Origin of the sequence: Paenibacillus brevis (assembly GCF_018919145.1) — a bacterium.
GTDB classification, from domain to species: domain Bacteria; phylum Bacillota; class Bacilli; order Paenibacillales; family Paenibacillaceae; genus Fontibacillus; species Fontibacillus brevis.
Genome location: NZ_JAHLQJ010000002.1, coordinates 1 through 21,304, shown reverse-complemented (window position 1 = coordinate 21,304; position 21,304 = coordinate 1). Strand labels below are relative to the sequence as shown.

Below are 21,304 nucleotides of genomic sequence, written 5' to 3'. Positions count from 1 at the left end.
GTATCCTTCTAATTGTTCTTTTCTTAATATTCCTACTCCAAAGAAAGGAAATTTAGTAGAAACCCCAGAAATGCCGTGATTGTAGCATTTCTGGGGTTTTTGACGCTCGATATTTTTAATCCTGAATCTCAATTCGCTTCGACGGTGTCGGATGACGCTTCGGTACCTCCAGCTTCAGCAATCCATCCTTCAGGGACGCTCGAATGCTATCTTCATCAATGTCCTGCACGTAGAATCTGCGCACATACTCGCCATATCGCCGTTCCTTACGGACCAATTGTTGCTGGTTATCCTCTACACTGCTATCTTCCTGGTGAACCGCCCGAATTGTCAAGTAAGGAGCTGCATAGTCGATGTCGATATCCTCTTTCCGAAAACCGGGCAACTCGGCCTCCAGCAGATAGGCCTGATCCGTCTCGCGCACATCCGTCTTGAAGGATAGTGTCTGAGGTCTCATCGAGGTGAAGAAATCATCGCTAAAGACATCATTAAATGCCTTCGCCAACTGACCCCATGCATCCTCTCTGCGTCTTCCGAATGGAACCAAATCAAACATCACACATTCCCCTTTCTTTGACTTTTTTTGACCTTGCACTTTTATTATAGGACGCGACTATTCACCTTGACAAAAAGCATATAAGGCCACATAAAGCCATTATCTGCCGTCTTTGATGGTTTTCCTTATCGGGAACGGTTTTTCTGTTTATTTGACCTTTTCTGACCTTTTATCGAGAACGCAAGAATATTCAAGAGATGGGGTCCTCATATTATGACCTTTCTAATAGACAGTGTGACAATTCTAATAATGCCTATCCCATATATCATGCTAACATAAGTCAACACAACATTGTGAAATAAAACACAAAGGGGCGTTATTATAGTGAAAAAGAGTTTATTCATAATTCTAATGGTTGGACTTATTATGCTGCTCGTCGTCGGCTGCAACCAAGAAAAGTCGGCCAATGAAGGCGCTGCTGCTGCCGGCAAATTTACACCTGGTACCTACGAGGGCGTCTCAAAGGGACATGGCGGGGAAATTAAAGCTATGGTAACCGTATCCGCAGACAAGATCGAATCCATTGAAATTACAGCCGATGGCGAAACCGGCAGCATTGGAGACGGAGCCGTTGCACAGCTGACGGCTGATATTATCAACACCCAAAGCTTGGCCGTCGATGCTGTATCGGGCGCCAGTGAATCCAGTGCCGGTATTATCGAGGCAGTCTCCCTTGCCTTGGAAAAAGCCGGCGCAAATATTGCCGACCTGAAGGATCCGGCTAATAAGCTAATCGTCGAGCAAACGAAGCAAGAGGATCTCAATGTCGATATCGTCATTGTTGGCTCAGGCGGAGCAGGTCTCTCGGCTGCCATTGAAGCCAAGGAAGCGGGAAAATCAGTCGTTATCCTTGAACAAATGCCGATCATCGGCGGCAACACCAACCGTGCTACCGGCGGTCTTAATGCAGCCGAAACAACGATCCAGGAAGAGAACGGCATTAAAGATTCTAAACAGACATTCTATGAAGACACATTGAAAGGCGGTCATGACCTTAATGATCCGGAATTGCTTCGCACCCTGGTCGATAATGCGCCTGATGCAATTTATTGGCTGAATGATATGGGCGCAGGTATTTCCAGAGTTTCCTTATCAGGCGGGGCAACGAATCCAAGAATTCACACCCCGGCTGACGGATCTGCGATTGGTCCGGTCGTGGTTAATGTTCTGTCACAGAAATTAAAAGAGCTTGAGGTTGATATTCTTCTCAATTCGAAAGCTGTGAAGCTTATTGAACAAGACGGCGCTGTCGTAGGCGTTGAAGCTATTGATAAGAATGAAAATCCGTTTAAGGTAAATGCAAAAGCGGTTATTCTCGCTACAGGCGGCTTTGGAGCCAACAGCGAAATGGTGGTGCAATATCGTCCTGAGTTGGAAGGCTTCTCTACAACGAACCATGCCGGAGCAACCGGTTCAGGGATCGTCATGGCTCAAGAGGTTGGCGCAGATTTGATGCAAATCGAGCAAATTCAAATTCACCCGACCACCGATCCTGAATCAGGCTATATGTTCACAGAAGGGCTTCGCGGCGATGGCGCTATCCTCGTGAATAAAGAAGGCAAGCGGTTTACAAATGAACTGCTCACACGTGACGTTGTATCGCAAAATATCCTGAAGCAAATAGATAAAATGGCCTACCTGATCACAAACCAGGAGATGGTTGACGAAAATGCTTCTTTGGCCAAATATATCAAAGAAGGCTACGCAACCAAGGGAGATGACCTTTCCCTGCTGGCAAGCGAGTTGGGAATCGATTCAGCTACCTTGGAAGCCACGTTGAAGACCTACACCCAATTTGTTAAAGACGGGAAGGATACCGAATTCGAACGTGTCCACCTGACTCAATCCCTTGAAACAGGCCCTTACTACGCCATCCCTGTAACCCCAGGCATTCACCATACGATGGGTGGCGTGAAGATCGATACGAAAACTCACGTCCTGAAACCGGATGGACACGCGATCGCAGGCCTGTATGCAGCCGGTGAAATCGCTGGCGGCGTGCATGGCGGCAACCGCATCGGCGGTAATGCCGTAGCCGACATCATCGTCTTCGGACGTATCGCAGGTCAAACTGCAGCGGCAGAATTGAAATAGCAAAGAGGATATAACAGAGGCCCGCCTCGCAAAAATGGTTGCTTCCATTTTGTGAGGCGGGCCTCTCCGCTCCTCATTTATAATTTCCTAGCCTTGATTACAAATGTAACGGGAAGCATCTTTGCCTTTTTTGAAAACTCATTCTCACCTTGCGCTTGTATGATTTCCTCATCCGACTCCTCAATCATTTCCTCAATAACAAACCCCGCCTTCGCCAATGCATTCACATAGGTTGACAGCTTGCGGTCCGATAATGACAGTGAGCCTCCATCCAGCGATACCGAATACCAGGATTCATCGAAATAACACTTTTTAAAAACAAGGATATCGTCTTCTGCTGTAACGCATTTATGTATTGGATGAGACCAGCTAAAAATAAAAGTCCCTCCCTCTTTAAGGTAAGAAGCGATCCGTCGAAAGGTACCCTCAAGATCGGTGGTCCAGCCTATGCCATACACCGAATATACTATATCAAAATAATTGACCGGTATGCCGCATTCTTCTTCCATAGCCGCACAGAACAATGCTGCTGAATGACCTGATGCCTCCAGATGCTGCCTGGCTTTTTGCAGTTGCTGTTCCGAAATATCAATTCCCCACAGCTCCGATGCCTTCCGATCACCAAGATATTGCAAGGAATGGCCTGTCCCGCAGCCGATCTCCAGCACCCGCTTTCCTGATATATCACCGAACAGCTGACATTTTTCTTCCGAAATATAAGCTCCGTATAGCGGAAGCGCCGTTGTTCCTAAGACATCATTCCCTTTGGTGCCCCAAAAGGAGCTGTTGGTTTTATGGATGTTCTTCTGGTCTAAATCCACCGAAATGGCGAAGCCGACCTCCCCGCCACCGATAATGCTTGTGCGATTTCCCGACTTTTTATCCATGCCTAACCCCTCCATTAATATAAGCTTGAAGGTTAGACGCGGAAATGATTTAAGAATCAGCTTCTTGTCACGAGCCAAGGATGGCGATAATCCATGAAGTTGCCTAAAGGCCCTGGAAAAAGCGGCTTGCGATTCATAACCGTAACGCAAAGCAACATCCATGATCTTGTCACCATTTCGAACATCTTCAGCAGCCATGGTTAATCTCCTGCGACGGATATATTCGGATAAAGGGATCTGGGCTATAAAAGAAAAGACTCGCCGAAACTCCCAATCAGAGCAGTTCATAAATTGTGCGGCAGTACAGTAATCAATCTCGGAGGACAGGTTGTTCTCTATATATTCGACGGCCTGGTTCATGCACTTCTGCCAATCCACAACATCACCTCCTACGGTTACCTTCGCTGTAATTATATCTGCTCGTCCGGGGACAAGCTTTGCAATCGGCGCATTTAAATGCAAAATAAAGCTCCGGATACCGTTCTTCATTCGCCCCTTCCATTCAGATGGTGACTAAAATCAGCCCGCTTAGGAAAGCTTAATTGCAAGACTTTTAATTCCATTATGGGGTGAACATTCCTTGATGTCATCACTGATGTCGTTTGTACCCAGCTGGCATATCTGGGTTCTTTCAATTGCGGCCTTCCTGGTCCCATTTCTTCTTAGTAAAATATTTGCCCGTGTACATGACTTTATTAAGAGCGGCGGTAACTTTAAGACTGCTTCGGCCCCGTCTCCCAGTTCGTCCTCTGTCGAAAGAATGCCTTTTTCCGGAGATTATGCCGCAGATATCCGTTCTGTCCTGCATGTCATAGGCGAGAATAGCGATTTAGTTATCCGAAAGTTCCCGATGTCCAAGCTTGACGCCCAGGGGACTTTATTCTATATGGACGGAATGCAGCAGCAACGTGAGCTTAACATGCGCATCCTTGAGTTTTTCATGTTTGAACTTACACGCGATATGCTCTCCATCCCGTTCAACGGGAACGGACTCCTTCCATTTTACACCCTTAAAGAGGCAACAGATGCAATAGAGTTCAGCCGACTCGTCCTGTTTGGGCATGCGGGAGTCATTGTAGAAGGTGTCCCCTGCGGCTTATTGATCCAGAACCCAAATACAAGTAATCGCGCCATTGTCGAGCCTCTGTCCGAGGCCTTGCTGCGCGGCCCCCGTCTCGGGTTCACGGAGGTGCTCAGCGAAAACACCTCGATGCTCCGTCGCCAGGGCTTCAGCGAACAGTTAGAGATGAGGAGCTACCGAATCGGCAACACCCTTCCCAAGGATGTGGTCATTGCCTACTTTAAAGATATCGTAAATGCAGACCTTCTGAAGGAGGTCGAAGCGCGTGTAAGCAATATCGACATTGATTTTCTCGCAGATTCAGGATACATTGAGCAGCTTATTGAGGATAACTATTTAAGTCCTTTCCAGCAGCTCCAGAATACGGAACGGCCTGACCGTGTTATCAATGGGCTTTTGGAGGGAAGAGTGGCGATTCTGCAGGACGGAAGTCCTTTTGCGCTGATTGCGCCGGCTACTTTCAGTATGCTGCTTCAATCCCCGGAGGACTATTACGAGCGTTGGATTCCCAGTTCATTACTTCGGATGCTTCGCTTTTTCGCTGCTTTTTTATCTCTATTGGCACCCTCCATCTATATCTCATTTATTTCCTTTCATCCTGGACTGATTCCGACGGAACTGGTGCTCTCCATCATTGAGACACGGCAGGGAGTGCCCTTCCCCTCATTAATCGAGGTGCTGATCCTGGAGCTGGCTATCGAAATCCTGCGTGAGGCGGGAATCAGGCTGCCGAAGCCGATCGGACCGGCGATGGGGATCGTAGGAGGTATTATTGTTGGAGACGCAGCCGTCCAAGCTGGCATTGTCAGTCCGATCCTTGTCATCGTGGTGGCAGTGACCGCAATCTCCTCCTTCTCGATGCCGTCTTACAGCGCCGGGATTACCTTGCGGCTATTACGCTTTTTCGGGATGATCTTCGCCGCCATCCTGGGCATGTTCGGAACCATCTTGTTCTTTCTGCTGTTGTGCAGTCATCTCTCCCGGCTCAAGAGCTTCGGTGTCTCCTATCTGACTCCAGTCTCTCCTTACCGGCTGCAGGATTGGAAGGATCTGTTTATTCGTGCTCCGATCTCTTTAATGAAGAAACGACCCGCTATGATGAAAACGCGGCAGGAGCGTCGCCAAACCTAATTGTGTCAGGAGGCTTTAATGTGTTCACTCGCACAGACGATAAAATAACATCTTCGCAAGCTGCTGTATTCCTGACCAATACGCTCCTGGGGGCAGGAATTCTCACCCTTCCCCGAAATGTCACCCAGACGATGGAGACGCCGGACGCCTGGTTAACCATTTTGCTGGGGGGAGCTGCAATGCTGGGCATTGTTCTTCTTATGGTGAAGCTATGCCTGCAATTCCCCGGGCAGACGGTCTTTCAATACGCTGGTAAAATCATTGGCAAGTTCCCCGGCAAGTTGGTGGGAATGATCCTGATTTTGTATTTCATCAGCGTCGCCGGGTTTGAGATCCGAACACTGGCGGAGGTGACGACATTCTTTCTGCTTGAAGGAACACCTCCTGAGGCCGTTGTACTTCCTTTTATCTGGGTTGGGGTATACCTCGTATTAGGCGGGATCAACTCTATTGCAAGGCTGTTTCAAATCGTTCTTCCAATCTCGATTCTCGTCTTGCTGGTGTCATTTGGCGTGAGTCTTCGTCTGTTTGACATTAACCATCTGCGCCCGGTTCTCGGTTCCGGAATAATGCCTGTTCTGCGCGGAATGAAGACGGCTATTCTCATCTATGCCGGATGTGAAGTCGTTTTGACGCTTGTAGCTTTTGTTCAGGAGCCAAAGCAGGCGGTCAAGGCAATGCTGGGGGGCATCGCTATTCCCATCTTCCTGTATCTGCTGACTGTGGTGTTTGTCATCGGCTGCCTCAGCGTGGATAGCGTGGTAACCAGCACTTGGCCCACCATTGATCTTGTCCGCAGCTTTGAGATCACCGGTTTTTTCATCGAGCGGCTGGAATTCCCTTTCATGGTCATTTGGCTGATGCAGATGTTCTGTAATTTTAGCAGTTTTTTCTTTCAAGCTTCCCTTGGCATATCCCAGATTTTTAATGTTCAGTTGAGGCCTATCATTTTCATGCTGGCCCCTGCCATTTTTATTGCCACCATGCTTCCGAGAAGCTTGCAGGATGTATTCACACTTGGAGATACTATCGGTTATCTCGGGTTAGGAATGTTCTTCCTGTTGCCGCTGATGCTCTCTTTAATCTGGATGATACGCAAGAAAGGAACGAAAGGTCATGTTTAGAGGTCTCCGCAAGCTTATAAGTGTCCTCTGTGTGCTCTTGTTGCTGTCAGGCTGCTGGAGCAGCAGGGAGGTTGAGGATCTGGCTCTTTATCTTGGATTATCACTGGATGCCGGTAAGCCGGCGCCTAAGGAAAAAGATTTGGAACGTAAAGGAGCCAGGTACCCCAAGCAGGATAAACTCTTGGTAACGATTCAAGTTGTTCCTGCTGTGGGCGCAGCTTCTAATGAGGACAAGTCTCTGGAGAAGAGTTCCCCCTTCTTCAACATCTCCGGGAGCGGGGATTCGATTCTGCAAATATTCCGCCAGTTCTCAATTCGTCTGGACCGCCCTATTATTGGGCATCACCTCAAAGTAATCGTTATATCGGCGGATCTTTTGAAGAAGCAAAGTGCCGAGCAATTGACCGATTTCCTTCTTCGGGACAACGATATTCGTCCCAGCTGCATTGTACTTGTCAGTGAAGGGGAGGCCATGGATGTATTGGTCGGCACTCCAAACAAAGAGATTCCTGCAGTCGCTCTTATCGGCATGTCGCGCAACCGTTCCCGAACGAGTAAAGTCATGCGCCCTGTTACGCTGGCCAGGCTGGATGCGATGATTCATTCGAGAAAGAGCTTTGTTCTGCAAAGGCTGATCACAGCTGGCAAGGAGACACTCTTCTCGGGTGCGGAAATCATTAAAGGCTCCATAGGACAATCCATTGGGTCATTGGAGGAAGAGGATACCATGTGCCTGACTTGGCTCCGAGGCGAAGGGGATAGAGGAGTCATTAAAGTGAACGACTCAAAAGGCGAGCCGCTGGTCTTTGAAATGAAATCATTAAAGAGCAAAATTACTCCCCATGTAGAAGGGGAAGAAATATCCTTTGATGTGAAAATTACAACGACAGGAAGAATCATTGAGACGTGGAGCAAAGGGGATACCTCAACCACCCAGGAGTACGCAGACGAGGCAAGCAAAATTTTTGAGGAAGAGCTTATTCGAATGATGACACAGCTGATCCACAAGCTGCAGAATACTTACGCTGCGGATGTTGCGGGCTTTGGAGATCAGCTAGCCATCAAGTACCCCTCGGTCTGGAAAAAGGTAAAGGACGACTGGGATGAAAGATTCAGCCAGTCCAAAATTTCGATATCCTACAAACTGAGCATTACAGACTTTGGGTCTTTTTCCGAGAAAAAGTAACCTGTGTTATTCTTTAAGCTAATGGCTCGTTGTCGGAGAACAAATCCGGGTTATCCAGAAGCATCTCAGTAATTACCTTGGTCACAGCTTCAGCATCGCAGATTCGCGTGACTGCATCACCAAGCTGTCCTATCTTCATGGCCCCGCGCTCCAACAGAACATCCTCCACCTTCCAGAAATGCTCTGACCAGGACAGTCCGGAATGTCTGCGGGAAGGCACCGAGATTTCTGTTCCGTCAGGCAAGACCGTGATCAGCATTTCATGATCATCCGTCATTCTGCCGGGAATGTCGACCCATTCCTCCACGCCATGAATAAAGGTGTTACGCCTAAGATCAACCCCGACAAGCATAATGGCAGCCTTGCGGTCCAACAGCTTGCCCCATGCAGATCCCCGGGCACAAGGGGTATCGAACCGGTGGTCTCCGCTGGTGAATTCCTCGGCATCCCGTCCTAAAGCTGCCACAGAATGCGTCGGATGCCATGAGCGAATTACGCCCGGGCGCTGCCGGAACAGCTCTGGCAAGATCCCGACACAGCATGGCGAACGATCCACATAAAACCGCGGATTGTCTGCATTAATCGTAGACCAGCTGTGGGTCGGCAGCACAAGCAGGCCGTCCGCCATATGGGAAGCAAGCACATCTAGTACGGTATCTGCGCCGCCGGCTACCTCACCGATACTCTTCATAGAAGAATGAACCAGCAACGTTCCATTGGACTGGATACCTGACTGCTCTAATTGCTTCATCAAGCTTTCTTGGGTGTGCAATTCCTTCTCTCCCTTTTTAAGAGCTTGTTCAAAAAGTGACCTTTTGATCACGAAACGCCTGCTTCACCCCTCCGTGCGGCGTGTGGTGACACCCGTATCGTCCTACCACGCGCTTGAAGCCTGCGCGCGGTGCTGAACAGTTGACTTTTTGAACTCGCATTTTAAGTACATTCATAGTAAATAGGCGGAGAGAAGTCCGTCATCTTCTCCCACGCCTATATTGATCTTAGTCTATTGCCGGAAGGAATGCCACCCTGAGCCCTTTATTCCGCTGCAACCCCTTGGGTAACCCCATGAATATAGGTCTGCCATGGCGTATCCAACGCCCCTTGACCTGGATTATAGGTGAAGAAATATTCCACCGTATCCCCGGATTGCAGGTTGTTGACCGGATACGTATAATTCCCGTTACCATCTGAAGTCATGGCCACATTCATTTGGCCACCGTTGTTGATCTTGTAATGCAAATCAGCGAAGGTCGCCCCATTTACATAGAATAGTAAGTCGTCACCCGTCTTCTTCAGCCCGCGCACCGCATCGCCGATAATTACCGAGCCTTGACCGGGACCGGGATTTTCTCCGCCGCCTCCCGTGCTGCCCGCATTATATACGCGAACATAATCCACCTGCATAGTAGCCGGAATATCCGATGGACTTGGCGCCAGTCCGCCGTCAAAGTGTCCTCCGACCGCCAGATTCATGATGATGTAGAACGGCTGATCAAACGGCGCATTCGGATTATTCGGAGCCGCTACCGAATACCATTGATCCCGAGTCACCTTGAAGAAGAACTTGCCATCCACGTACCATTTGAAATTATCCTCTTCCCAAATCAGCGTGTATACATGGTAATCATTCGCAAACGTCTGTCCTTCAGGGAAATAGTATTCTCCCGCCAGATAACGGTTCACCGGCCATTGTCCGCCAAAGTGAACAGCTCCGCTAGTCGTTCCCGGCAGTCTGCCCTTCGCTTCCATGACGTCGATCTCACCGGAAGCCGCCCATGCACCGTACACCGAATCTTCCGGAAGCATCCACAATGCCGGCCAAATACCGTTGCCCGTAGGCAGCTTGGCCCGGAAATCTACCCGGCCGTATTGGAAGGTAAAGTGATCCTTCGTGTTGATTTTACCCGAAGAGTACTGTGCATACCGGTTCGGGTCCTGCGGGAAAGACTTCGGCTCATTAAGTGCGCGGATATTTAATACACCGTTCTGGACAAATACGTTCTGCTCGCTGTTCGTGTAATGCTCCAGCTCCGCATTGCCCCAGCCCCAGCTATTCGGATCATCACTGATATAATAACCGGTTTCATAGCTCCATTTGCCGGTATCAAGCTGAGTTCCATTGAACTCATCCTGCCAGACGAGCGTCATGCCATCAATAGCCGGATTGCTTGGCGTACCAATTTCAATGTCCTCTTGATCCGTCACATCCGGACGAGGCGCGTTTGGATTGCCAATGAACGTATAGTAGACAAAGTTATTGCCAACACTTCCTCCGGCTTGTCCATTTTGAGGGTAACCGATCCGAATTTGCATATCCACCTGAATCGGTTGGAACCACAGTCCGTATACATAATCCGCCCAATATCCCCACTGGTTGGCATCAGACATGTTATTATAGCCGTTGCCTGAGTAGATGAATCCGCTTAGAGCAGAATTGCTCAGCTCCACCCACTGGCCATTGATATTAATTTCATAGACGAATCTCCCCAGCTCGGAGCCAATCGGCGCACTGCCGTCGATTTTGGGCAGCGGGAATCCGATTGATCCGCTTTCGTTGGCCGTGAAGGTGGTTCCTTCATAAGGAGTAAGCGTATAAGAATTTCTGACCGGCTCGTTGAACGTAATTGTGTAAATGAGATTTGCAGAAGATGTCTTGGACTCCAGCTTGACATTAATCGATTCCGTTACCGTAAACCAGTAACCCCCTCCGCCTTCGGTGAATTGACCAAAATTACTGTCATAAATCCAGCCGCTGGCGGCATTATTATCGATATCTATCCATGTGCTGCTGTTGACCGGCTTCACATACACCTTCAAATCATCAGCTACAGCCTCGTAAGTGATGGCAGGATCATTATTAAAGATCGGATAAGTGAACCCTGCACCGCCGGTGAAGCCTGCGGTAATTCCAGGCCCTTGGGTCGGTGTCATGGAGGTGATCGTCGTTGTATTAATGTTCTGGAACACCAGTGTATAATCAAGCGTTACTCCATTTGCTTTGGAATACAACTGAATCTCGGTCGTAGCGGAAAGGGTAAACCAGAAGCCGTTGACACCGCCGTCGCTCCAGTGTCCCCAGTTTTGGTTATACACATAGCCCGCAACACTATCGATATCCACCCAGTTGCCCGCAACCTTCACCTTCACGCCCAAATCGCCGGACACCTGGTTCCAGGTTGCCGCTCCGCCGTTAAATACCGGCATGACAAATCCATAGCTGGCTTGTCCAACACCTGATTTGGAGATCACAGGACCATCCGCCGCCGAGAAATAAGCCATTGACGTAATAGTCCCTGCGTCTGCTGCTTGTGCTTTCATACCCGGCAGCAGCCCTATCCCGGCTGCCATGACAATTGCCAGAATCAAACTCAGCATCCTTTGTTGATAACGTCTCATAATTACCCTCCCTTAGTTCATTTCAAATGAAATGCCTCAACATAACCATTTTTGATAACGCTTACAAATTTCACCTCCTCTTTTTCTCTATTGCTCCAGTTTATTCCTAAATTGTAGTCACCTTCATTTTAACCAACCCCCAGATGCAGATAAAGGGACAATGTTTTTTATGACAGCCCATTTTTTTGGGTTTTGCAGAAGATTAAGCTGAAATATGACAAAAGACTGCCCGGCAAGGGCAGCCTTCCACTCTCAAAAATATTATTTATACCTATGATTCCTTCGGATACGAAACCTTGAACTGAGCTGCGTCAATCCATTTTCCGCTTGTGAAGTCTCTTCCTCGCACCTGCACATGGTCCGGATAGACATCTACATAATAACCCTGACTTCCCGCTTTTGCCTCATCCTCATCAGTCCACAGGTAGGCAATAGAAGCCGCATTGAACATGGCTGGAAGCCGCTTCTCTCCATCAAAATAGCTGCGTGGCGCCTCCAGCTCCCAATGGGTATGACCGGTGAACAGGATGGCCTGCGGATGACGTGCTAATATTGCCTTCAGCTCCGTATCCTGGACTACACCATACCATCTCTGCTCCTCTAACGAACCGGCAACTGTATCCTTCAATGGCTGATGTAGGAATAGAAAGACAGGGCGATCAGGAGAAGCATCTTCCTGCAGCTTGGCATCCAGCCATTTCAGCTGTTCATCTGATAACGAGCAGAAAATCTCCATGCCTTCCTCGGTGCCCATGAAAATAAAATGATAGCCATCGATCCAATGGTCATGATAGGCCGATGCTGTCCCGGTCTCCTTAAAATAGCGTCCCAGCTCCTCTTCCCATTCGCCAAAGCCGACATCGTGGTTCCCCATGGTCAGATACAGCGGCGGCAACGCACCCGAAGCAGACTTCCAGATTCGCTTCCACTCCGCATATTCCTCAGGAAAGCCATGATCCGTAATATCGCCGATATGCATAATGCCGGCACTTCCTCGGCCATTCGCAGCAATATCCTCCAAGGCTCGCGTCAAATTCAGGTTATAGACATGCGAGGCATCCGCTCTTATATGCGTATCTGTAATCACTTGAAAGGAAAGCAAAGGCTTCTGCAGCTCCATTCCTTGCTCCTCCTGATTTGTCCAATTCTCTTGATGCATTCCGCTCACCCTTCCTTGCCGCTCATATTCAGACCGACCACACCAATCACAATAATACCGATCCACAGCATGGAGGCCAGGGTCAACTTCTCCTGAAAGATCAATCCGCCTACCAACGAGATCAGAACAATGCCGACGCCGGACCAGATCGCGTATACGGTACTCACCTTCATATATCCTAAAGTATAATTCAGACACGTAAAGCTTGCCGCGTAAAATACAAACATTAAAATTGACGGACCCAGGCGGGAAAAGCTATCCGACAGCTTCATTGACACCGTGCCGGACAGCTCCAGCATGATCGCGAGTACCAGGAGTAACCATCCCATCTATTTCACCTTCCATGCGGATTCGTTAACTAACCTGCAGTTCAAGATAATCGACAATGACCGCATCTGCCGCCGGATAGCCCTCCTTACCGATAATGCCTCCTGCGTCTATTCCTATAGCCGTTGCTGCCCCTGCCTCCCGGGCCATTTGCATATCCCCATTGGTATCTCCGATTACGGCGGTTCCCTCAGTCTTCACCCCCAATTGCAGGCAGGCCAGCTCTACCATATCCGGATAAGGCTTGCCCCGGTCTACAAGATCGGCACCCACACATACATCAAAATAAGAGCGAATCCCCAGCCACTCCAGATGTTTAAGAGCTGCATCGGTCTCGTCAGAGGTAACAATGCCCAGGCGGATTCCGCAGAGACGGCATTGCTCCAGAAAGGCTCGGGCGTCAGGCAACAGGCGCGCCGTACGGGTGATTTCCAATTGCTCATCCGCCGATTGACGGCACTTCTCTGCCAGCACCTTGCCCTCGGCCCAAGACAACCCGGCCTGATAGCCCTCTTGGGCAAGCAGACTCATTAGATCGCTGATGGTTCCCATAGATATCGGGCTGTTACGGTCATAGCCGGAGATCTCGCCATTCTCGTTGTAAATCATCCCCCAAGTGCTCAGCAGCTCCGGCCTTAGCAATGGGAGGCCCTTATTTGCTAATTCGTTGGAGAAGGAAGCGAGCAGATGCTCGCCCCAGCTTCCCCAGGTGTAAGTAAAGTCCAGCAAGGTGCCGTCCTTGTCGAACAAGATTGCCTGCACATCATAGGATTTGTCCTGTACACACAGTTTCGCGACAGGCAATGAGGATAGACTACTTCTGGATGCGATCGAGTTCACGTTGGGCCGTCTCCTTTGCTTCTTTCAATGCTTCCGCAGCCGATGCATTACTGATCTGAATCTTATCTGCAGCGATCTTCAACGCATCACTGATCTTCCCGCCGGTAGGATCCTGGAACGGCTTGGAGCCGTGGGTGGCCTGCTTTAGCGGAATTGAAGCCTGCGGATTCTGCTCGCTGAATGCGATAAACTCCGGATTCTCCAACGCGGACTGACGCACTGCGATATATCCGGTATTCATCGACCAGAAGGCTGTGTTCTCCGCACTCATAAAGAAGGCATACCATTTCATCGCAGCCTGCTGTTGCTCTGGACTTGCCGCTGCCGGAATCCCTGCCATAATCGCTTCGGCGACCGGCTTGCCGTCGCCAAAGCCCTCCCAGCCAGGCTGCTCCATCGCACCGACGATGCCGAAGTCCAGATCTCCCTGATCTCCACTGGAGCCCGTGTATCCTGCCGCTTGTCCCTTCATGACATCATCAATCGTCTTGTACCAATACTCCCAGCCCTGACCGCCGGAATGGATACGCATAATCTTGTCTTCATGAATCCATTTGCGGAACAGATCCCAGGTTTCCACCCATTCCGGCGAATCGATCAGCACCGTCTTGCCGTCTTCGCTCAGGATCTTGCCGCCTTTCCCATAGACCGCATCTATCATGTTGCCGGCGCCCCACATCGGCTCCCAACCATAGAATACCGTCTTATCGCCTTCCTTGACCGTCATTTTCTCCGCTGCAGCGGCCAGTGCTTCCCAGGTGTTCAGATCCTCTGCCTTGAGACCATGCTGTTCAAGCGCATCCTTGCGATAATACATGACTTGTGTCGTGCCGTACATCGGGAGGAAGTATTGCTTGCCATCTACCTGCCCTTGCTCCAGAAAGGTCTGTACCACATCCTCCGGGTTAAAATCCGGGGTGGCCGCAATCAGTTCATCCAGCGATGCGTAATATCCCTTGCGCGCCCAGTCCACATTGGAGGACAGTACAGCACCCGGCACCGTACCTGCCGCAATAGCCGCCTGAAGCTTCTTCTCCGTCTCACTGTAATCGGCTTGCACAATCGGCTTCACGATAACCTCACTTTGAGAGCTATTGAACTTATCGATCAACGCCTGCATGTTCTCCCCGAGCTTCCCGCCCAGGCCGTACCAGAATTCAATCGTCACAGGCTCTGTTGACTGCGCATTGTTCTTCGAGCCCCCATCCCCTGCAGCCGCAGCCGTATCGGATGTATTCACTCCAGCGGTATTCCCACCGCCACAGCCATTCAGTAGCAGGAATATGCAAGTCATCAGTATGGCAATAAATCTCTTTTTAACTTTAGGCATTGAATTTCCCTCCATCATCTTTATATTGGTGTACTTCAGCTTCCTATCCTTTGCTTGCCCCTGCATACATATTGAAGCTTCTCATGATGGTCTTCTGTGTCAGTCCGAATAAAATCAGCAGCGGTGCAATCGTAAACGCACTGGCAGCCATGATCAGCGGCCATTTCAATCCATAAGCCCCTCCCTCCACAAAGAAACTGCGCAGCCCGGCAGAGACTAGCTGCAAGTGCTGGCTCTTCGTGATCAACATCGGCCAGAAGTAGTTATTGTAGTGATCAATGAAGGTGATCAACCCTAATACCGCGAATGAGGATCGCGTCAGCGGCAGCAAAATCGTCCACAAAATCCGGAAGTGGGACGCTCCATCGATCTGTCCGGCCTCCACCATCTCATGGGACACCTGCAGAAACGCCTGCCTGACAAGGAATATCGAAAACACGCTGACACAATTGGATATGATTAGTCCCGCATAGGAATCGAGCAGCCCTAACCGGCTTAACACGATGTATCCCGGCAAATAGACGGCCGTACTGGGCACCATGTATCCAAGCAGAATCAAGCCCGTGAATGCCCCCTTCAAGCGGAACTTCATATGGGTAAGGGCATAGGCCATCATGCCGGAATTAATACATTGGAGTATTACAATGACTCCGGCTACGAAAATACTGTTGAACATGTAGCGTCCAAACGGAGCTGCCATCCAGGCCTCTGCAAACTGTCCCCAATTGGGGCTCTGAGCCCATAAAGTCGGTGGTGTCCTCCAAATCTCATCATTACTTTTCAGTGCGTTAGTCACCATCCAGTAGAAGGGAAACGCCATCGTTAACGCTGCCGCCGCGAGCAGCACATGACGGCATGCCGCCGCTAGACCATTCATCCTTCGCATCACTTATCCTCCTGTCTAAAAGCTTCAATGATAATGGACCGTCTTGCGCCCAACCCCGAAGGAGAGCAGCGATAGCGCCATACAAGAGATCACCAGGGTAATAGCTACGGCGGAAGCCTCCCCGATCTGAAACGAGTCAAATGCCGCTTGATAATAGAGGTACAGTAAGGTTCGTGTAGAGCCTGCAGGGCCTCCTTGCGTCAGAACATTGATCTGGTCGTAAGCCTGCAGAGCCGAGATCACCTGAACAATGACCAGGAAGAACGTCGTCGGTGATATCAACGGCAGCGTGACATTCAAGAACTTACGCCAGGAGCCGGCGCCGTCCAGCTCGGCAGCCTCCAGCAGCTCGGAGGGCACGTTCCGCAAAGCCACTAGATAGAAGACCATCCCCCAGCCGGCCGACTTCCAGACCGTCACAATTAGGACAGCGACAAGTGCCCATGCCGGATCCTCCAGCCATCGAACTCCTTCCAGACCGAAGGCTCTCAGCAGCGTGTTAGCCATCCCTACCTCCGGCTCGTAAATCCAGGACCAGACAATGGACACCGCTACAGTGGGCGTGACCCATGGCGAGAACATGAGCAGGCGGTAAATCGCTCCACCCTTCATGTTCCGGTTCAGCAATAAGGCGAATGCCAATCCGATGACAATCACAGGGACGACACTCCCGAGACAGAACAGAAGCGACACCCGAAGAGATTGATAGAATGCCGGATTATCCAAAAGAGCGCGATAGTTGCTCAGTCCAACAAACAGCTTGTTCGGGCTCATAAAGTCCCACTCCACAAAGCTGAGATAAATAATGTAGCCCAGCGGATAGAACCAGAATAATGACAACGGGAGCATTGCAGGGAGCGTAAATAGCAGAGCCCGCAGATCTTCCCCCCATTTCAGACGCTTCATAAATCCTCCTTATATTCCATTCAATAATAATTGAATGTTTGATATAATCGACTTAAATAAATGCTTTTTTTGCTCTTCGTTCAATTTTTATTGTACGTTCAAGTTTGATATAAAGGGTTATCTCTGCGTGAAACCTCGATTAAATCTGTGTAAAATTTTCAAGGCAGGTGTAAAAGGATGAAGCATCCAACTTCGGGTAAAATGAATGATCCCCTTAATTTTCGCGAGGAAATGCGGGCGCGGGTGATCGATGCGATTGCGCAGACCATGGATTTATACGGCGTGAACTATTCCTACGGACAGCTGTACGGGATTATGTTCTTTGAGGATCGGCCGATGACGCTGGAGGAAATGCAGCAAAAAATGAATATGAGCAAGAGCAACATGAGCTACGCCGTCCGTTCCCTGATCGGCTCCCGGATGGTCACCAAGCTGGAGGAGAAGGATGCCCGGAAGGACCTGTTTGTCGCCGAGGTTGACTTCTTCAAAGCCTTCCAGGCATTCTTCGCCACCAAGCTGCAGCGGGAGATTGATGTCATGTGCGGTGCGCTGGATGTCGCCATCCCGATGCTGTCGGAGACGATTCTGGATAAGGATACGGCGGAAGAAGAGCGGCGGCTATGTCTGGAGGATCTACATAAGCTGAAGCATGCGGCCAGCTACTATGAATGGCTCCAGCAATTCGTCCACCGGATGCAGGAACATGATTTTTTTGAGGTGAGCGAGAGGGTTTCGGAAGGGACATTGGGGGAGGATGATCCGAAGTAGGGTACTTCCCGGTAGTCTTGAATTAGCTTGGCAATTGGATTGAGGGTTGGATACGAACTTGTACTCTTGAAGGTTTTTGGTTTCTTTGAACATTCGATATAACAAGGATCAACTCTGTTTACCAATATAAGCAATGCGATACATTTGATCTAAGGGAAGGAAGTACTTGGTCTAACGGACATTTTGGCTGCTAAGAGAGTAGAATGGAGTGAACCAGAGTCGTTTGAGCTTCCTAAGCGCCCGAAGTGTCCGTTAACCCTTCGAATTATGAGAACAAGTCTGCTAAGAGTCTAGAATGTCCGTTAGGAGTTAAAATATTCGACAGCGATATTAGGGAAGAGAAACAGCTACAGCAAAACGGATCATGACACTGCCTTTATGCGAATGGAAGAGACTACATGCGAGACGGCCAACTAAAGCCAAGGAGTTAAGCGAAGATAGACCGCTTAGCCCCTTGGCTTTTAATAATACTCCCCTATTTTATTGCTGAGGATGATCCAAAGCTTTCTTTGGGGACACCCCATTGTATTATTAGGTCAGACAGACACTTTCGCCGGGCCGCTGCGCGCCTCAGTTCTGCTTGAACAAGCCTTGCAGCTCTTGCAGGCTGAGCTCTACGGCAGGATTGAACGCCTCCGTATTCATATATTGCGTGAGGCTATGAAGCAGCTGTCTGCCTTCCGGTGTCTCCAGCATTTTGCCGTAATCCAGCGCTCCCATCAGCACCCGGCCGTTTAGGACGCTGAACTCCGAGAGCAGACCCAGCTTGTGATTGCGCTCAAAGTTGTCGATGGTCTGGACGATCGGCGTAAGCTCCTGTGGAAGCCGGTCCAGAATAATCGAATGGGAGTAGGTAACTGTGCTCCACCACGAATACGTGGAATGCTCCTCACTCGGGAAGTGCTTCAGAGCCGGGTGCTCGTTTTGAATGAGCAGTCCCATTGTGCCCACAGGCACCGGTCTATTCATGCTCTCCGAAATGGAGCGGAACATCGGGTAACACCAGAAATCTGTGCTATAGAGCCCTTCAATCGTTCCGGATAATGCATCAGGTCTTGGGAGCAGCAGGACGTTTTCGCCTTTCTCAAGCAAGCGGATCATTTCCTCCGAGAGCTCTTCGAACAGATGCACTCCCGCTGCATTCGTCAGATCCACGCTCACCTGGTTCGGATAAATCCAGAGTTCGTACTTCTTCCAAATATCCGTGCCCGGAATGGAAAGCGACAGTACCACCTTCGTCATTGCTGCTACATCAGGCATCACCAGCTGGATATTGCCGATTTCAACCAGATTCTCTTCCGTTGTCGCCGGCATTTCCATTTCCCCGCCAGCCAAACGCTTTTGTTGACCAGTACTCATTTCCCAGACCAGTTTGCGTCCAGCTAATGACTCAGCCCGATAATAGCTAAGCTGGATCCGTGCCCGGAAGGACTCTCCCGCCTCGTAATTATATTTCTCGAACCGGGCGAGCAGCACGGCATCCGAGCAGAAGGTGCGCCACTCCTCAGGAGTAACCAGTCCCTTGGAATCCATAAATGCGTCAAGCACCCCGACAAGCGCCGTTCCCTGCCCCGGAAAATCCTGCAGATCGAGAATTTGGAAGCCAGCCATCCTTGAAGAACGGAGCGCCGCCTCAAGCTCTTCCTTGTAACAAGCTACCGACAGCTGTCCGGAGGACTCAAAGAACTTCCGAGCTAAATGCCCCATTCCCTTCGCTTCCAGCCGTTCCCGAAACACCTCAAAATTCTTCGCCTTCAGAGGCCCGGTATACTTTTCAATCTCCTCAAAATTCGGATAGACCGCATATTGTCCGATTTCATGCGAGACCACCGGAATATGCGGAATAAGCTCGCCCTCACCGGCTGCATCGGCCTTCACGGTCCGGGCTTCGGTGCCGTACTGGATTTGAATCGTACCGTCTCCAGACGCAGACGCCGCACTCGCAGCTCCATCTGTTGTTGGCACAATTCGCTCATTATAATCCATCATCGTGCCCGGACGGTTCGTCTGCACATGACCCAACGGGGCATCGCACATCGCATAAGACCCGCGGAACAGCCTGTCTCTGGAGAAGCGCACTCCACAGAAGAAGTCCTCCTGCTCCAGAATTACCGGCACAAACTGAAAGTTATTCGATCCCTGCGTATACAAGTGGCGATCATCGAATGCCTTGTAGTCCTTTAAAATCGAGTCCAAGCGTTCCTGGCTGCCCCACAGCTCGTTCCCCAGCGACATCATCACAAAGGACGGATGATTGCCGAATGCTTGCAGCATCGCGAAGCCTTCACGGATCAAGTAATCCTGCTCCTCCTGATTATGCTGTTCATGACTTTCATCCGTAATCGTTCCCCAGAACGGCAGCTCAGGCTCCATATAAATCCCCAGCAGATCCGCGGCAATAAATGCAGCCTCAGGCGGGCAGCAGGTGTGGAACCGATAGTGGTTGATCCCATAGGACTTCGATATGCCCAAAATCCGCACCCATTCCTCCACATCTGTCGGAGCATACCCGGTCAGCGGGAAAATAAGCCCGTCATGCTTGCCCCGTAAAAATGTCTTCCTTCCATTAATCGAGAACTTGTCTCCATCCGCCTTGAATTCACGCAGTCCGGTGGACAGCTCTTGCTCATCCAGAAGATCGCCGTTTGGATTCCTCATACGAAGAGTTAGCTTGTACAGATAAGGGTTGTCCTCACTCCACAGCAAAACATCTTCTCCAAGCTCATAGGTTATGGACAGTTGGCTGGAGGTAATAACGTAATCCTGCTGGGCAGCCGAATGGGACTGTTCTCCGTTATAGCTCTCCGCCGTGACGGACAGAACCGCATCCGCAAAGTTCCCCACAACCTGCGAAGTAAGGGTGAAGGAACGATCCGCAAGGCTTGGATACACTTGGACCTGATCCAGAAAGGCCTCGCCTAAAAACTGCAGCTCCATCCGGCCCGTAATCCCGTTCCAGTTGGTCTGCGTATCCGGAGAGGTCAGATGACCGCCTTTTGTCGGGTAATCGGTATTGTCCACGCGAATGGTCAGTAAATGCTTGCCCGGGTTCAAAGCCTTCGACAGATCATATAGATGCGGCGTATTCAGGCTGTTCTGACTTCCCATCTCTTGTCCGTCTACCCAGACCTTGGTCACACGGGTCCGCTCCAGGAATAAGAAGCAGCTCTTGCCGCTGAGCGCCGCAGGAATCTCGACTTCACGTTCAAACCAGGCGTAGCCCTCGAAAGCGTATTCATCAGTCAGACTGCCAATCAGCACCTCGGTATTCTTCTGTCCCTTTCCGGCATGTGAAGTGGTGTTCGGCAGGTTGATCGTATCTTGAAAAGGGGACTGCGGCAGCTGTTGCTTTTTCTCTTTATCGAGCTCCAGTCTCCATTCTCCGGCTAAATTGATCTTTTCCAGCACAGATCTCATCCTCTCGTTATTCGTTAGTGGCTTTATCGTATCATAAACGCGCGTTCACTACTATATCCTTACGGTGAATAATCCCTTCTGTCCATAATTGCTAACCCTTTCGCGCAGGACAGCATGGAACAAAAAACAGCCCGTCGCTGAATCCTGAACTGTGACCCATAAGAAGGACACTTTGAAAAAAGTGACCCTCTTGTGGGTCATTTGTGTTTTAATCAG

At 50.0% G+C, this 21,304-nt stretch carries 16 protein-coding genes and 1 pseudogene; 5 read left to right on the top strand and 12 right to left on the bottom strand.

Annotated elements, in window-relative coordinates; all coding sequences use genetic code 11:
• Nucleotides 1-115 precede the first annotated feature (115 nt).
• Nucleotides 116-556, bottom strand: a complete 441-nt coding sequence (locus KQJ23_RS02375) for an Hsp20/alpha crystallin family protein (protein WP_216477085.1) — start codon at nt 554-556, stop codon at nt 116-118.
• A gap of 351 nt (nt 557-907) precedes the next feature.
• On the opposite strand from KQJ23_RS02375, the gene KQJ23_RS02370 reads away from it, so the two are divergent.
• Nucleotides 908-2,650 carry a flavocytochrome c gene (locus tag KQJ23_RS02370; protein ID WP_249529454.1) on the top strand — a complete coding sequence of 581 codons (1,743 nt, stop codon included), beginning with the start codon at nt 908-910 and terminating at the stop codon, nt 2,648-2,650.
• Between the two features lie 77 nt (nt 2,651-2,727).
• On the opposite strand, the gene KQJ23_RS23615 is transcribed toward KQJ23_RS02370, so the two are convergent.
• Complete coding sequence (locus tag KQJ23_RS23615) at nt 2,728-3,537, bottom strand: class I SAM-dependent methyltransferase (RefSeq protein ID WP_249529482.1); 810 nt, start codon at nt 3,535-3,537, stop codon at nt 2,728-2,730.
• Nucleotides 3,538-3,618: 81 nt separating this feature from the next.
• A pseudogene (locus KQJ23_RS23610) lies at nt 3,619-3,825 on the bottom strand (helix-turn-helix transcriptional regulator); the annotation flags it as partial.
• Nucleotides 3,826-4,120: 295 nt separating this feature from the next.
• On the opposite strand from KQJ23_RS23610, the gene KQJ23_RS02360 reads away from it, so the two are divergent.
• The 3 genes from KQJ23_RS02360 to KQJ23_RS02350 are packed head-to-tail and all read left to right on the top strand — an operon-like array spanning nt 4,121 to nt 8,059.
• Nucleotides 4,121-5,749 carry a spore germination protein gene (locus tag KQJ23_RS02360; protein WP_216477082.1) on the top strand — a complete coding sequence of 543 codons (1,629 nt, stop codon included), beginning with the start codon at nt 4,121-4,123 and terminating at the stop codon, nt 5,747-5,749.
• 20 nt (nt 5,750-5,769) lie between these two features.
• Nucleotides 5,770-6,873, top strand: coding sequence for a GerAB/ArcD/ProY family transporter (locus tag KQJ23_RS02355; RefSeq protein ID WP_216477081.1), 1,104 nt, complete (start codon nt 5,770-5,772; stop codon nt 6,871-6,873).
• Entirely contained in the window at nt 6,866-8,059 is a 1,194-nt protein-coding gene (locus KQJ23_RS02350) for a Ger(x)C family spore germination protein (RefSeq protein WP_216477080.1), read from the top strand. The genes KQJ23_RS02355 and KQJ23_RS02350 overlap by 8 nt, the downstream gene beginning before the upstream one ends.
• 13 nt (nt 8,060-8,072) lie before the next feature.
• Here KQJ23_RS02350 and KQJ23_RS02345 read toward each other — a convergent pair whose 3' ends face one another.
• The 8 genes from KQJ23_RS02345 to KQJ23_RS02310 all read right to left on the bottom strand — a co-directional run bounded on the left by KQJ23_RS02345 (nt 8,073) and on the right by KQJ23_RS02310 (nt 16,903).
• Complete coding sequence (locus KQJ23_RS02345) at nt 8,073-8,831, bottom strand: AAC(3) family N-acetyltransferase (RefSeq protein ID WP_216477079.1); 759 nt, start codon at nt 8,829-8,831, stop codon at nt 8,073-8,075.
• A 263-nt stretch (nt 8,832-9,094) separates the two neighbouring features.
• Nucleotides 9,095-11,455: a glycoside hydrolase family 16 protein gene (locus KQJ23_RS02340; protein ID WP_216477078.1), complete on the bottom strand. Its 2,361-nt coding sequence runs from the start codon at nt 11,453-11,455 to the stop codon at nt 9,095-9,097.
• Nucleotides 11,456-11,726: 271 nt separating this feature from the next.
• Nucleotides 11,727-12,575: a metallophosphoesterase family protein gene (locus KQJ23_RS02335; protein WP_216477077.1), complete on the bottom strand. Its 849-nt coding sequence runs from the start codon at nt 12,573-12,575 to the stop codon at nt 11,727-11,729.
• Between the two features lie 44 nt (nt 12,576-12,619).
• Nucleotides 12,620-12,943, bottom strand: coding sequence for a DMT family transporter (locus tag KQJ23_RS02330; RefSeq protein ID WP_216477076.1), 324 nt, complete (start codon nt 12,941-12,943; stop codon nt 12,620-12,622).
• 25 nt (nt 12,944-12,968) lie between these two features.
• A complete protein-coding gene (locus tag KQJ23_RS02325; protein WP_346779330.1) occupies nt 12,969-13,781 on the bottom strand; it encodes an HAD family hydrolase in 813 nt (270 codons plus the stop codon).
• Nucleotides 13,756-15,111 (bottom strand): ABC transporter substrate-binding protein, encoded by a 1,356-nt coding sequence (locus tag KQJ23_RS02320; RefSeq protein WP_216477075.1) that lies wholly within the window; start codon nt 15,109-15,111, stop codon nt 13,756-13,758. The genes KQJ23_RS02325 and KQJ23_RS02320 overlap by 26 nt, the downstream gene beginning before the upstream one ends.
• Nucleotides 15,112-15,154: 43 nt before the next feature.
• Complete coding sequence (locus KQJ23_RS02315) at nt 15,155-15,997, bottom strand: carbohydrate ABC transporter permease (RefSeq protein ID WP_216477074.1); 843 nt, start codon at nt 15,995-15,997, stop codon at nt 15,155-15,157.
• A 24-nt stretch (nt 15,998-16,021) separates the two neighbouring features.
• Nucleotides 16,022-16,903: a carbohydrate ABC transporter permease gene (locus tag KQJ23_RS02310; protein ID WP_216477073.1), complete on the bottom strand. Its 882-nt coding sequence runs from the start codon at nt 16,901-16,903 to the stop codon at nt 16,022-16,024.
• A gap of 177 nt (nt 16,904-17,080) precedes the next feature.
• Between KQJ23_RS02310 and KQJ23_RS02305 the strand changes: the two genes are divergently transcribed.
• A complete protein-coding gene (locus KQJ23_RS02305) occupies nt 17,081-17,671 on the top strand; it encodes a GbsR/MarR family transcriptional regulator (protein ID WP_216477072.1) in 591 nt (196 codons plus the stop codon).
• A gap of 570 nt (nt 17,672-18,241) precedes the next feature.
• Here KQJ23_RS02305 and KQJ23_RS02300 read toward each other — a convergent pair.
• Nucleotides 18,242-21,079 carry a glycoside hydrolase family 2 TIM barrel-domain containing protein gene (locus KQJ23_RS02300; RefSeq protein ID WP_346779329.1) on the bottom strand — a complete coding sequence of 946 codons (2,838 nt, stop codon included), beginning with the start codon at nt 21,077-21,079 and terminating at the stop codon, nt 18,242-18,244.
• Nucleotides 21,080-21,304 lie beyond the last annotated feature (225 nt).

Coding starts and splice junctions, on each gene's coding strand:
- KQJ23_RS02350 (WP_216477080.1), top strand. CDS start 6,866: ATGTTTAGAGGTCTCCGCAAGCTTATAAGTGTCCTCTGTGTGCTCTTG.
- KQJ23_RS02335 (WP_216477077.1), bottom strand. CDS start 12,575: ATGGAGCTGCAGAAGCCTTTGCTTTCCTTTCAAGTGATTACAGATACG.
- KQJ23_RS02360 (WP_216477082.1), top strand. CDS start 4,121: ATGTCATCACTGATGTCGTTTGTACCCAGCTGGCATATCTGGGTTCTT.
- KQJ23_RS02315 (WP_216477074.1), bottom strand. CDS start 15,997: ATGCGAAGGATGAATGGTCTAGCGGCGGCATGCCGTCATGTGCTGCTC.
- KQJ23_RS02320 (WP_216477075.1), bottom strand. CDS start 15,111: ATGCCTAAAGTTAAAAAGAGATTTATTGCCATACTGATGACTTGCATA.
- KQJ23_RS02340 (WP_216477078.1), bottom strand. CDS start 11,455: ATGAGACGTTATCAACAAAGGATGCTGAGTTTGATTCTGGCAATTGTC.
- KQJ23_RS02305 (WP_216477072.1), top strand. CDS start 17,081: ATGAAGCATCCAACTTCGGGTAAAATGAATGATCCCCTTAATTTTCGC.
- KQJ23_RS02375 (WP_216477085.1), bottom strand. CDS start 556: ATGTTTGATTTGGTTCCATTCGGAAGACGCAGAGAGGATGCATGGGGT.
- KQJ23_RS02310 (WP_216477073.1), bottom strand. CDS start 16,903: ATGAAGCGTCTGAAATGGGGGGAAGATCTGCGGGCTCTGCTATTTACG.
- KQJ23_RS23615 (WP_249529482.1), bottom strand. CDS start 3,537: ATGGATAAAAAGTCGGGAAATCGCACAAGCATTATCGGTGGCGGGGAG.
- KQJ23_RS02370 (WP_249529454.1), top strand. CDS start 908: ATGGTTGGACTTATTATGCTGCTCGTCGTCGGCTGCAACCAAGAAAAG.
- KQJ23_RS02330 (WP_216477076.1), bottom strand. CDS start 12,943: ATGGGATGGTTACTCCTGGTACTCGCGATCATGCTGGAGCTGTCCGGC.